Source organism: Acidovorax sp. FG48, assembly GCF_057809085.1.
In genome coordinates this window covers 108080-119364 of record NZ_JBMDJH010000014.1, presented here as the reverse complement: position 1 = coordinate 119364, position 11285 = coordinate 108080, and the positions used below count along the sequence as shown (strand labels likewise).

The following is an 11285-nucleotide window of genomic DNA, read 5'->3' as shown; positions in this document are numbered from 1 at the left end:
CCCCCCCCCCCCCCCCCCCCCCCCCCCCCCCCCCCCCCCCCCCCCCCCCCCCCACGGTGGTGTGGCGCCGTGATGCTGAGCAATGCTTGATTGCTCATAAATTGATAGCTGCTGGCGCATGATTCACTGGCGCTACCAGCCGATTTGACTCAAAAAGGATGGGCGCGATGCGCGCAGATGTGTTTTTGGTGGAGCGTGGCCATGCCGCCACGCGCTCGCAGGCGCAGCGCCTGATCGCTTCGGGGGTGGAGTGGCGCTTGACGCCCTTGTCGCCCTGGAACAAGGTGGCCAAGAACGGGGATGACATCCCGTCCGTGGCCGAGGTAAGGCTGCTGGACGATGCCGAGGCCAAATACATCTCCCGTGGCGGGCTCAAGCTCGAAGGCGCCTTGCAGGCCACGGGCCTGGACGTGACGGGCCTGCGCTGCCTGGATGTGGGGCAGAGCTCCGGTGGCTTCACGGACTGCCTGTTGCAACATGGCGCGGCCCAGGTGGTGGGTGTGGATGTGGGGCATGGCCAGTTGCATGAGCGCCTGCGTGACGATGTGCGCGTGGTGGGCGTGGAAGGGATCAATGCCCGCGCCATGACAGCCGAGTCGCTGCTCGAAGGCTGTGAAGCGGCCTTGTCCGAAGAGCTGGTGCAAGACCATGAAGACAACGACACCCAGCCGGTCGCTCCTTACAGCTGGATGCGCAACGGCGGTCTGGTCGATGAAGAATACGACGACAGCGACGATGCCAAAGAGCAAGACGTAGAAGCCTTCAAAGCCGAGCGCGCCGCCAAGGCCCGCGCGCGGGCCGAGGGCACTTTACCGGTGGTGCGCCAGCGCCGAGAGGGGCGAGAGGATGTGCAGGTCACGCCCGTGTTTGACCTGGTGACGGGCGACCTGTCGTTCATCTCGCTCACTCTGGTGCTGCCTGCACTGGTGCCGTTGCTCGCGCCGCAGGGCGACCTGGTCATGCTGGTCAAGCCCCAGTTTGAATTGCAGCCGGGGCAGGTGGGCAAAGGCGGCATTGTGCGCGACGAGTCCCTGTATGCGGTGGTGGAACAGCGCATCCGCGATTGCTGCGTAACTCTGGGCCTGGAAGTGCGGGCGTGGATCGACAGCCCGATCCAGGGCGGTGATGGCAATCGAGAATTTTTTGTACACGCAAGGAGAGCCGCATGAATGCAGCCCACGCGCAAGGCACCGGGTTTCCGGTGAGTTTCGAGTTTTTCCCGCCCAAGACGCCTGAAGGCGCCGACAAGCTGCGCGTGGCGCGCCAGCAGCTGTATGCACTGCATCCGGACTTCTGTTCGGTGACCTACGGCGCAGGGGGCTCCACGCAAGAAGGCACATTCGGTACGGTGCGAGAGATCCTGTCCGAAGGCGTGGGCGCTGCGTCGCACTTTTCGTGCATCGGGGCCACGCGCCAGTCGGTGCGCGAGCAGCTGGCCACGCTCAAGGCCATGGGCGTCAAGCGCCTGGTGGCGCTGCGCGGCGACCTGCCCAGCGGCTATGGCGCGGGCGGCGAGTTCCAGTACGCCAGCGACTTGGTGGCCTTCATCCGCGCCGAAACGGGCCGGGACTTCCACATCGAGGTGGCGGCCTACCCCGAGGTGCACCCCCAAGCCAAGTCGCCCGAGGCGGACCTGCAGGCCTACGTGACCAAGGTGCGGGCGGGGGCGGACTCTGCCATCACCCAGTATTTCTACAACAGCGACGCGTATTTCCGCTTTGTGGAAGACGCGCACCGCCTGGGCGCTGACGTGCCGGTGGTGCCGGGCATCATGCCCATTTCCAGCTCCACGCAGCTGATGCGGTTCTCGGACGCCTGCGGTGCCGAGATTCCGCGCTGGATCCGTCTGCGCCTGCAGTCGTTTGGGGACGACACCGCCAGCATCAAGGCGTTTGGCCTGGATGTGGTGACCGACCTGTGCGACCAGCTGCGCACGGCCGGCGTGCCCGCGCTGCACTTCTACACCATGAACCAAAGCGCCGCGACCCTGGAGATCTGTCGCCGGCTGGGGATCTGATGGTGGGGGGCGAGCAGCCACCCGGCTCTTGTCGCAGCGTGGCCCGGTGGGCGCCGCTGCGGCAGCTGGTGGGGCTGTGGTTGCTGTGCAGCGCCTTCGCGGTTGCGCACGCCCAGGGGCTGCAGGCAGAGCCGGACGCGCTGGCCCCCAACCTGCTGTCCGTGCCGGGAGAGGCGATGCTGATCGATCCCCCGGCCAAACCGGAACCCACCACTCCCGGCGGGTCGCCGCTCAGCCTGGAGGCGGACGAGGTGGGGTTGGCATCGTGGTACGGGGCGCAGTTCCACCGGCGGCGTACCGCCAGCGGGGAGCTGTTTGACATGCGTGCGCTCACGGCGGCTCACCCCACGCTGCCCTTTGGCTCCCGCGTGTGTGTGCGCAGCCAGGCCACGGGGCGCACGGTGATCGTGCGCATCAACGACCGCGGGCCCCACACCCGCAACCGGGTGATCGACCTGAGCCGGGGCGCCGCCGAGGCGCTGGGCATGGTGGGCCTGGGGCTCAAGCCGGTGGAGCTGTTCGCCCTGCAGGACGACGACAAGGATTGTCCGGCGGCACCTTGACGCGATGTAAGGAACCGGAAGGGCCGGTCAGCCGCCCGATTCCAGCGTGTGGGTGGCGTGTTTGTCCTGGGCCAGCAGCTCGGCCATCTGGGGCAGGGCTTCTTTAAGCGCGGCCTTGAGGGTGTAAGGCGGGTTGATCAGGAACATGCCGCTGGCCGGCAGGCCGGGGCGTTTGGTGTCGCCCGTGACGGTTTCCGTGATCTTGCTCGACTTGACGGTGAGCGTGGCGTGCAGCCAGCTCTTGCCCGCCTTGGTGGCCAGTGTCTTCAGGCGGCGGGGCAGGTCGTGGGCTTCGGGGCGCGGGATGATGGGGTACCAGAACGCATAGGTGCCCGTGGCAAAACGCTTGAGCGAATCGGCCGCCATGTCGAGCACCTTGGCGTAGTCGCTCTTGATTTCATAGCTGGGATCGCACAGCACCAGTGCGCGACGGGCCGGTGGAGGCAAAAACTTCTTGATGCCCTCAAAGCCGTCTTCGTGCAGCACCGCCACCTGGCGGCCTGCCTCCAGCTGGGCCACGTTGCCGGCCAGCGCGCGCAGGTCGGTGGGGTGCAGCTCAAACAGCTTGAGCTTGTCGTGGCTACGCAGCAGGCGCTGGGTGATGAAGGGTGAGCCGGGGTACACGCGCAGCGCCTTGCCCTGGTTGAAGTCGCCCACCATGTCCACATAGGCCTGCAGGGCTGGGGTGAGGGCAGGCGTGGTTGGTGCAAAAAGCCGGGCCACGCCGTCGGCGGCTTCGCCGCTGGTGCTGGCATAGTCCCCGTCCAACCGGTACAGGCCCGCGCCTGCATGGGTGTCCAGCACGGTCAGCGCCGCGTCTTTCTCGGTAAGGTGTTGCAAGGCAGCAATCAAAACGGTGTGCTTGAGCACATCGGCATGGTTGCCTGCGTGGAAGGCGTGGCGATAACTGAACATGGCCCAATGGTAACGAGTGTGTTGTGCTGCCGGGGCAGCGCCCTCGTCCGGGCGCGGCACAATCGGGGGCCTTGTGGTGGCGGGGGACGTGATGTTTTTGGCAGACAGGCCGTCCTTTGTTAGCCATTTGTTGCCAAATCCGGTGCGGCCATGCCTCATGATCGCGCCTGCGGTGGGGTCCGCATTCCGCCGTTGCGCTTGTTGTCCCATTGATTTGCCTGTGAAATTGCCTGCCCGCCCCGTCTTCCGACCATGACCGAAAGCTCCAGCACAGCCCCCGCCAGCGGTGTCAGCCATATCGATGCGCTGCCCCCTGGCACACGCCTGGCGGAGTTCGAGATCCTGGGTTTGCTGGGGGTGGGCGGTTTTGGCATGGTCTACAAGGCGTTCGACCATTCCCTGCACCGGGCGGTGGCCATCAAGGAATACATGCCCTCGGCGCTGGCTGGTCGCTCGCAGGGGCAATCGCTCTGGGTGCGGTCTTCGTCGGATCAGCAAACCTTCCAGGCCGGCCTGGTGTCTTTTGTGGGCGAGGCGCGGCTGCTGGCGCAGTTTGACCACCCGTCGCTGGTCAAGGTGTTCCGCTTCTGGGAGGCCAACAACACGGCCTACATGGTCATGCCGCTGTATTCGGGCATGACGTTCAAGCAGGCCCGTGCCCAGATGCGCACGCCGCCGCCCGAGGCCTGGCTGCGCAAGCTGCTGTGGTCGGTGCTGGATGCGCTGCGTGTGCTGCACGACGGCAACACGCTGCACCGCGACATCTCGCCAGACAACATCTTCCTGCAGGACAACGGTCCGCCGGTGCTGCTGGATCTGGGCGCTGCCCGGCACGCCATCAATGACCAGGACCGCAAGCACACGGCCGTGCTCAAGGTGAATTACGCGCCCATCGAGCAGTATTCCGACGGCGACGAGGAACTGCGCCAAGGGCCTTGGAGCGATCTGTACTCTCTGGCGGCGGTCATGCACGGCTGTCTGGCCAACGACACGCCCCTGCCTGCCACGCTGCGCTCCATCCGCGACCGCATGGTGTCCTTCTCCCGCATTGCCAAAACCGTCAAGCGGCAGTTTGGTGTGGAGTATTCGGCGCCGTTTGTTGCTGCGATTTCGCAGTCCCTGGCCCTGCGGCCCGAGGACCGGCCGCAGAGCATCGACGCTTTTCTCCAGACCATGGAGATGACCTCGGCGCCGGACGATGTGCAGCACTTCGACTTTCGGGCGGAACTGGGCGACATCTGGGTAGAGCCCGCCGACCAGCCCGGCCCGGGGCTGCCCACGCCCACCGTGGATGTGACCTCTGCCCCAGGCATCGTGGCCGAAATCCAGGCGCAAGCCCAGCGCGCGGAAGCAGTCGCAGCGGCACCGCCGCCCGTGCAGGAGGGCCGCCCCGGCGATGACTTTGGCGCGGACACGGTCATGTTGGCCGGTCCTGACACGGTGGCGGCCGATGCGGGCGACACGGTGTTCATCGACGCTGGCGACACCGTGGTCGCTGAGGACGATTCCCGTTTTGAGGACCTGCCGCACCACCGTTCGCCGGGTGCCAGCGGTTCGCGTGCGGCGGACCGGCGGTCCGCGCCCTTGGAGCGGGATCTGGTGCGTGGCAACGGCAAGCCCGCTCCCTTGTCACGGCGCTCGCCTTTGGTGGCGGGCATTGTTGTGGCGGCGCTGGTGGCCGTGGTTGCTGGAGGCGCTTGGCGCTGGAGCCAAGGCAGCAAACCGCCGCGCGATGACATCATCACCGAGATGGCCGAGCCGCCAGCGGCAGGGGCTTCCTCAGCGGCCGCGCTGGTGGACGTCAGTGCGCCTGGGACGGCTGGCGCAGACGCAGCGGCCGTGGCCTCGGAAGGTGCTGGCACGCTGGCCGACACGGCTTCCGCCGCCGTAGCTGCACCCGCCTTTGTGGTCGCCTCGGCGCCCAAGCCCTCCGCCCGTGTCACCAAGCGTGTGACTGCCGAGCCGACCCCCACCCCCATCGTGGTGCACGAAGAGCCGGTGCCTGCGCCGCCCCCCGTGGTGGCCGAACCCAAGCCCCGTCCTGCGCCACCACCCCGCCTGCCTTCGCCGCAGGAGGTGTGCGCTGACGCCAATTTCCTGGCCCGCCCCATGTGTATCCACCAGGAGTGCCAGAAGCCGTCCCAGGCCAATCAAGCCATTTGCGTGGAAAACCGCCGCCGGTACGAAGCCGACGAGCAGCGCCGCCGCCAGACGCCCAACTGACCGCTTTGGGGCCAGGACTACGGTCCACTTGCGCGGCGACCGGGCTCTTTCGTATAATGGAAGGCTTCGCAGCGCTTTTGTGGTCCCGCGGCGAAGACTGTTTGCCACCTAAGAGGCTTCCTTCAGAGAAGCACCGACCGTGGAAAAGGACCCGCCAAACCCCTCTTTCCAAGAGAAAACTCATGACAACTACTTTCAGCGCAAAGCCCGCTGAGGTCGTGCACGAGTGGTTTGTGATTGACGCGACCAACAAGGTCCTCGGACGAGTAGCCAGCGAAGTTGCTCTCCGTTTGCGCGGCAAACACAAGGCCATTTACACGCCTCACGTCGATACCGGTGACTTCATCGTCGTTATCAACGCAGCCCAACTCAAGGTCACCGGCACCAAGTCCCTGGACAAGGTGTACTACCGTCACTCGGGTTACCCCGGCGGTATCACGGCCACGAACTTCCGCGACATGCAAGCCAAGCACCCCGGCCGCGCGCTGGAGAAGGCTGTCAAGGGCATGCTGCCCAAGGGTCCCCTTGGCTACGCGATGATCAAGAAACTCAAGGTGTACGGTGGTGCTGAGCATCCACACACCGCCCAGCAGCCCAAAGTGCTGGAAATCTAAGGAGCCTTGAGATGATTGGTGAATGGAACAATGGCACCGGCCGTCGCAAGTCCAGCGTCGCCCGCGTGTTTCTGAAAAAAGGCTCCGGCAAGATCACTGTGAATGGCAAAGACATTCAGCAGTATTTCGGCCGCGAAACCTCGATCATGATTGCCAAGCAACCGCTGGCGTTGACCAACCATGTCGAAACCTTCGACATCCAGATCAACGTGCACGGTGGCGGTGAATCCGGCCAGGCTGGCGCTGCCCGCCACGGCATCACCCGCGCACTGATCGATTACGACGCATCCCTGAAGTCCGTCCTGAGCCAAGCCGGCTTCGTGACCCGTGATGCACGTGAAGTCGAACGTAAGAAGGTCGGTCTGCACTCTGCACGCCGCGCCAAGCAGTTCTCCAAGCGTTAAGCTTTGGGCCCTGCCGGATGCTGCCTTGGGCAGCATCCACTGCAAAGTGCTCCCTGCGAGTGCTTTACAGAGAAAAACCGCCTTCGGGCGGTTTTTTCGTTTATGGTGCGCTCTTTTCTTTTTTGGGGGAGCGCCTTCCCGGGCCTGCCCGTTGAGCCTATGCGCTTTCGCCTGCTTCGCCGTCGGTTGACCATCAGCGCCCCCCGCGTGGCCATCCGCAGCGCCTTGCCCTGGCCTTTTCGCTGGCTGGCCCTGGCCGTGGTCATGGGTTTTTGTGCCGCCGTGGCGTTGTGGGCCTTCGAGTTCGGCAAGTCCATTGCCGGGATCGATACCGTGTCGCGCGATGAAGTGGTTCAGATGAGGGCAGAGATCAGCCGCCTGCGCGAAGAGGGCCAGGAGCGCCAGACGGTGGCGTTGACTGCCGAGAGCCTGCTGGCCACCGAGCGTGCCGCCAAGGAAAGCCTGATGGCCCAGGTACGCCAGCTTGAAGCCGACAACCGCACGCTGCGCGAGGATCTGGGCTTCTTCGAAAAGCTGATCCCTGCCGCCAAGACCGATGGGCTGGCCATTCGCGCGCTGCAGGCGGAGGTGCTGGGCGGGATGCAACTGCGCTGGCAGGTGCTGGTCATCCAGGCGGCCCGCAATGCACCCGAGTTCAACGGGCGCCTGGAACTGGTGCTGGCGGGCACGCTGGACGGCAAACCGTGGACACAGACCCAGCCCCCCCAGGGCCAGCCGCTGCAGGTCAAGCAGTACCGCCGCATCGAGGGGGTGCTCGATCTGCCCCCCCAAGCCGTGGTAAAAACCGTGACCGCGCGCGTGCTGGAGGGCGCCACCGTACGCACCAGCCAGACCATGGCCATCGAATAGTGCGGGTCGACTGTGGATGCGCTGATCTGGTTTCGATGCCCTCGCCCCGGCAATCCACGCACCAGCTGCCACCCACAACCTGCCGCCTTGCTGGCACGAATTCCATCCCCAAGCGGGCCTTTGCAACCGCCTGGCACTTCAGGAGTCTTCCGACCATGTTCTCGCGTAAAAAGCAGCCACCCATCAAAAGCCTGGTGGCACAGGGCACCAAGATCGAAGGCAATGTGCATTTTGCCGAGGGCATGCGCATTGACGGTGAAGTGGTCGGCGATATCCGGGCGGCGGCGGACCAGCCCAGCATCCTGGTGATCTCCGAAACCGCGCGGGTCGAGGGCGCGGTGCATGCCGACCATGTGATCATCAACGGCCAGGTGCTGGGCCCTGTGCATGCGGGAGAGCTGCTGGAGCTGCAGCCCAAGGCGCAGATCACGGGCAATGTGCATTACAAGGCCCTGGAGATGCACCAGGGCGCCGTGATCGCGGGGCAATTGATTCCAATGGCCGTGCTGGTGGAAGAAAAGCCCCCACTGAAGTTAGCGTCAAACAGCCAGTGACCTGAATTCCCGAGAGGTTTGCAGTAGTATTCCCTGCAAACCCTGAACCCGGAGTACCCCATGAGCGCAGTTGCCGAAAACATCCAGACCGAAATGCCCGCCCCCATCCTGTTCACCGACAGCGCGGCGGCCAAGGTGGCGGACCTGATTGCCGAAGAAGGCAACCCCGACCTGAAGTTGCGGGTGTTCGTGCAAGGCGGCGGCTGCTCCGGCTTCCAATACGGCTTCACGTTCGATGAAATTACCAACGAAGACGACACCACCATGACCAAGAACGGTGTGTCGCTGCTCATCGACGCCATGAGCTACCAGTATCTGGTGGGTGCCGAGATCGACTACAAGGAAGACCTGCAAGGCGCGCAGTTCGTGATCAAGAACCCGAACGCCACCACCACCTGCGGCTGTGGCTCCAGCTTCTCGGCCTGAGGGGCTCCGTGACAGGCGCAGCCCTGCACCCCTGACTGAATCAACCGCCTTCGGGCGGTTTTTTCATGGGGTGCGTTCGTTTCGTTTGAAAACCCTGCAAACCATGCACCAGGAACCCTCCCAGAAAGCACTGCTGTGGCTGGTGGCCGTCGGCTTCTTCATGCAGACGCTGGACGCCACCATCGTCAACACCGCGCTGCCCGCCATGGCGCAGAGCCTGGGCGAGAGCCCGCTGCGCATGCAGTCGGTGGTCGTGGCGTATTCGCTGGCCATGGCGATGCTGATCCCGGCGTCGGGCTGGGTGGCCGACCGGTTTGGTGCGCGCCGGGTGTACTTTCTGGCCATCGTGTTTTTTGTAGCGGGCTCGGTGTTCTGTGCGCTGTCGCACAGCCTGACCCAGCTGGTGGCCGCCCGGGTGCTCCAGGGGCTGGGGGGCGCGCTGCTGCTACCCGTGGGACGGCTGGTGGTGCTGCGCACCTTCCCGCGCGAGAAGTTTTTGCAGGCCATGAGTTTTGTGGCGATCCCGGGGCTGATCGGTCCCTTGATCGGCCCGACCCTTGGAGGCTGGCTGGTCGAGGTGGCTTCCTGGCACTGGATCTTTCTGATCAACGTGCCGGTGGGGCTGGTGGGCTGTGCCGCCACCATGCGCTATATGCCCGGGGTGGCTGTGCCGACGGTGGCACGGTTTGACCTGGCGGGCTATCTAATGCTCGCCTTTGGCATGGTGGCGCTGTCGCTGGCGCTGGACGGTCTGGCCAGCCTGGGGCTGCGGCAGGCGAGTGTGCTGGTGCTCATGATCTTCGGGCTGGCCAGCTTGGTGGCCTACTGGCTGCACGCGGCGCGGCGGCCCGACCCCTTGTTTTCGCCCCGGCTGTTTTCGGTGGACACCTTGCGCATCGGGCTGCTGGGCAATCTGTTTGCGCGGCTGGGCAGCTCGTGCATGCCGTTCCTGATTCCGTTGCTGCTGCAGGTCACCATGGGCTATTCGCCGCTGCAGGCGGGCATGATGATGCTGCCCGTGGCGGTGGCGGGCATGTCCATGAAGCGGTTCACCACCACGCTGATCACCCGCTTTGGCTACCGCCAGGTGCTGGTGGGCAACACGCTGCTGGTGGGGGTGACCATGGCCAGTTTCGGGCTGGCGGCGCCCTCGCAGCCGCTGTGGGTGCATGTGGTGCAGCTGGCGGTGTTTGGTGCGGTGAATTCGCTGCAGTTCACGGCCATGAATACCGTGACCCTGAAAGACCTGGGGCACGACATGGCCAGCAGCGGCAACAGCCTGCTGTCGATGGTGCAGATGGTGGCCATGGGCATGGGTGTGGCTGCGGCGGGGGCCGTGCTGGCGGCGTTCACCGATTTCTTCCAGCCCCCGGGCACAGCGCAGACACTGCAAGCCTTTCAGGCCACGTTTGCCTGCATGGGGCTGATCACGGTGGCCTCGGCCGGTATCTTCTGGCAACTGTCGCCGCAAGACCGGTCCGGCACCCAGGCGGGGGCATCAGTCGATGCCGGGGACCACGGTTGATCGCCCTGCCCAGGACTGTGTAGACCGGGCGTTTCAGGCCGGGTACACCGCGCCCAGCACGCGAGGGCCCACGGCGCCCGTCACGCGGGGCAGGTTGCCCGGCGCTCCGTTCAGCGCCTGGCGCGCCAGCCAGGCAAACGCGGCGGCCTCCACCTGCAGGGCGGGCAGGCCCAGCGCATCGGTGGCCACCACCTGCAGGGACGGGCAGGCGGCCTGCAGCCGCTGCATGAGCTGGCCGTTGAGCGCGCCGCCGCCGCATACCGCCAGCGTTTTGCTATTGTTTGGATAGCTGTTGGCGCATATTGCACTAGCGCTTGCGGTGAATTCGGTCAATGTGGCCTGTACATCGGCCGCTGCGGCCTGCGCAAAGGGCTGCAGGTGCGCGGCCAGCCAGGCGGGGTTGAACAGGTCGCGGCCTGTGCTCTTGGGAGGCGCCTTGTGCAGGTACGGCTCCTGCAGCAACGCGGCCAGCAGGTCCGGCAGCACCTGTCCGGTGGCGGCCCAGGCGCCATCCTTGTCAAACGGCTGGCCCGTGTGCTGCTGGCACCAGTGGTCCATCAGGGCGTTGCCCGGGCCGCAGTCGAAGCCCAGCACGCTGCCATCTGCCCCCAGCACGCTGAGGTTGGAGATGCCACCAATGTTCAGCACCAGCACTGTCTCGTCCGGCCGGCCGAACACGCCCTGGTGGAAGGCGGGCACCAGCGGCGCACCCTGGCCGCCTGCAGCCACATCGCGGCTGCGCAGGTCGGCCACCGCGGTGATGCCCGTCAGCTCGGCCAGCAGGGCGGGGCTGCCCAGCTGCAGGGTGTAGCCTGTGCCGTCAAATTCCTGGGGGCGGTGCCGCACCGTCTGCCCGTGGGCGCCTATCGCTCGGATGGCACTTGCCGGGTGGCCGCTGCGCTGCAGCAAGGTGTGCACTACCTCGGCATAAGCCCGGGATAAAGCATTGCCTGCGAGGGCTGCGCGGTGCAGCTCGTTGTCGCCGGGGGTGTTGAGGGCCAGCAGCTCGGCGCGCAGTGCGGGGGCAAAGGCGGCGCTGGCGTGGTGTGTGACCTGCAGGCGCGGGCCCGAGAAATCGGCCAGCACCCCGTCGATCCCGTCGAGCGAGGTGCCCGACATCAGGCCGATGTACAGATCGGACATGGCCTGACGGGTGGTATCTGGAGATGGGGGG

Annotated in this window: 12 protein-coding genes; 10 read left to right on the top strand and 2 right to left on the bottom strand. The window is 65.6% G+C overall.

Features of this window, described 5'->3' with window-relative positions; translation table 11 throughout:
• The first annotated feature begins 167 nt into the window (after nt 1-167).
• From ACODSU_RS18460 to ACODSU_RS18450, 3 genes are read left to right on the top strand one after another with little or no spacing between them, the layout of a single operon-like run.
• On the top strand, nt 168-1169 hold the full coding sequence (locus tag ACODSU_RS18460; protein WP_488843800.1) for a TlyA family RNA methyltransferase: 1002 nt from the start codon (nt 168-170) through the stop codon (nt 1167-1169).
• On the top strand, nt 1166-2017 hold the full coding sequence (gene metF, locus ACODSU_RS18455) for a methylenetetrahydrofolate reductase [NAD(P)H] (protein ID WP_015015724.1): 852 nt from the start codon (nt 1166-1168) through the stop codon (nt 2015-2017). The genes ACODSU_RS18460 and metF overlap by 4 nt, the downstream gene beginning before the upstream one ends.
• A 38-nt stretch (nt 2018-2055) precedes the next feature.
• On the top strand, nt 2056-2580 hold the full coding sequence (locus ACODSU_RS18450) for a septal ring lytic transglycosylase RlpA family protein (RefSeq protein ID WP_476017526.1): 525 nt from the start codon (nt 2056-2058) through the stop codon (nt 2578-2580).
• Between the two features lie 27 nt (nt 2581-2607).
• Here the strand turns inward: ACODSU_RS18450 and ACODSU_RS18445 are convergent, their stop codons facing one another.
• Nucleotides 2608-3495: a 23S rRNA (adenine(2030)-N(6))-methyltransferase RlmJ gene (locus ACODSU_RS18445; protein ID WP_110960314.1), complete on the bottom strand. Its 888-nt coding sequence runs from the start codon at nt 3493-3495 to the stop codon at nt 2608-2610.
• A 252-nt stretch (nt 3496-3747) separates the two neighbouring features.
• On the opposite strand from ACODSU_RS18445, the gene ACODSU_RS18440 reads away from it, so the two are divergent.
• The 7 genes from ACODSU_RS18440 (at nt 3748) to mdtD (ending at nt 10111) form a co-directional block, all read left to right on the top strand.
• Nucleotides 3748-5718 (top strand): serine/threonine protein kinase, encoded by a 1971-nt coding sequence (locus tag ACODSU_RS18440; protein ID WP_488843797.1) that lies wholly within the window; start codon nt 3748-3750, stop codon nt 5716-5718.
• A gap of 182 nt (nt 5719-5900) precedes the next feature.
• Nucleotides 5901-6332, top strand: coding sequence for a 50S ribosomal protein L13 (gene rplM / locus ACODSU_RS18435; protein ID WP_015015720.1), 432 nt, complete (start codon nt 5901-5903; stop codon nt 6330-6332).
• Between the two features lie 11 nt (nt 6333-6343).
• Complete coding sequence (gene rpsI, locus ACODSU_RS18430) at nt 6344-6736, top strand: 30S ribosomal protein S9 (RefSeq protein WP_110960312.1); 393 nt, start codon at nt 6344-6346, stop codon at nt 6734-6736.
• A 159-nt stretch (nt 6737-6895) separates the two neighbouring features.
• A complete protein-coding gene (locus ACODSU_RS18425) occupies nt 6896-7606 on the top strand; it encodes a DUF6776 family protein (protein ID WP_110960311.1) in 711 nt (236 codons plus the stop codon).
• 155 nt (nt 7607-7761) lie between these two features.
• The gene (locus ACODSU_RS18420) at nt 7762-8160 is read left to right on the top strand and encodes a bactofilin family protein (protein WP_056057955.1); all 399 of its coding nucleotides are present in this window, start codon (nt 7762-7764) and stop codon (nt 8158-8160) included.
• Nucleotides 8161-8220: 60 nt separating this feature from the next.
• Entirely contained in the window at nt 8221-8586 is a 366-nt protein-coding gene (erpA, locus tag ACODSU_RS18415) for an iron-sulfur cluster insertion protein ErpA (protein ID WP_008907234.1), read from the top strand.
• Nucleotides 8587-8689: 103 nt separating this feature from the next.
• The gene (gene mdtD, locus ACODSU_RS18410; RefSeq protein ID WP_488843794.1) at nt 8690-10111 is read left to right on the top strand and encodes a multidrug transporter subunit MdtD; all 1422 of its coding nucleotides are present in this window, start codon (nt 8690-8692) and stop codon (nt 10109-10111) included.
• A gap of 33 nt (nt 10112-10144) precedes the next feature.
• Here the strand turns inward: mdtD and ACODSU_RS18405 are convergent, their stop codons facing one another.
• Entirely contained in the window at nt 10145-11254 is a 1110-nt protein-coding gene (locus ACODSU_RS18405) for an anhydro-N-acetylmuramic acid kinase (protein WP_343733653.1), read from the bottom strand.
• Between the last annotated feature and the right edge of the window lie 31 nt (nt 11255-11285).

Excerpts from the sequence above, each read along its gene's own strand:
- ACODSU_RS18460 (WP_488843800.1), top strand. The coding sequence starts at position 168 with ATGCGCGCAGATGTGTTTTTGGTGGAGCGTGGCCATGCCGCCACGCGC.
- mdtD (WP_488843794.1), top strand. The coding sequence starts at position 8,690 with ATGCACCAGGAACCCTCCCAGAAAGCACTGCTGTGGCTGGTGGCCGTC.
- metF (WP_015015724.1), top strand. The coding sequence starts at position 1,166 with ATGAATGCAGCCCACGCGCAAGGCACCGGGTTTCCGGTGAGTTTCGAG.
- ACODSU_RS18405 (WP_343733653.1), bottom strand. The coding sequence starts at position 11,254 with ATGTCCGATCTGTACATCGGCCTGATGTCGGGCACCTCGCTCGACGGG.
- erpA (WP_008907234.1), top strand. The coding sequence starts at position 8,221 with ATGAGCGCAGTTGCCGAAAACATCCAGACCGAAATGCCCGCCCCCATC.
- ACODSU_RS18445 (WP_110960314.1), bottom strand. The coding sequence starts at position 3,495 with ATGTTCAGTTATCGCCACGCCTTCCACGCAGGCAACCATGCCGATGTG.
- ACODSU_RS18440 (WP_488843797.1), top strand. The coding sequence starts at position 3,748 with ATGACCGAAAGCTCCAGCACAGCCCCCGCCAGCGGTGTCAGCCATATC.
- rpsI (WP_110960312.1), top strand. The coding sequence starts at position 6,344 with ATGATTGGTGAATGGAACAATGGCACCGGCCGTCGCAAGTCCAGCGTC.
- ACODSU_RS18425 (WP_110960311.1), top strand. The coding sequence starts at position 6,896 with ATGCGCTTTCGCCTGCTTCGCCGTCGGTTGACCATCAGCGCCCCCCGC.
- rplM (WP_015015720.1), top strand. The coding sequence starts at position 5,901 with ATGACAACTACTTTCAGCGCAAAGCCCGCTGAGGTCGTGCACGAGTGG.
- ACODSU_RS18420 (WP_056057955.1), top strand. The coding sequence starts at position 7,762 with ATGTTCTCGCGTAAAAAGCAGCCACCCATCAAAAGCCTGGTGGCACAG.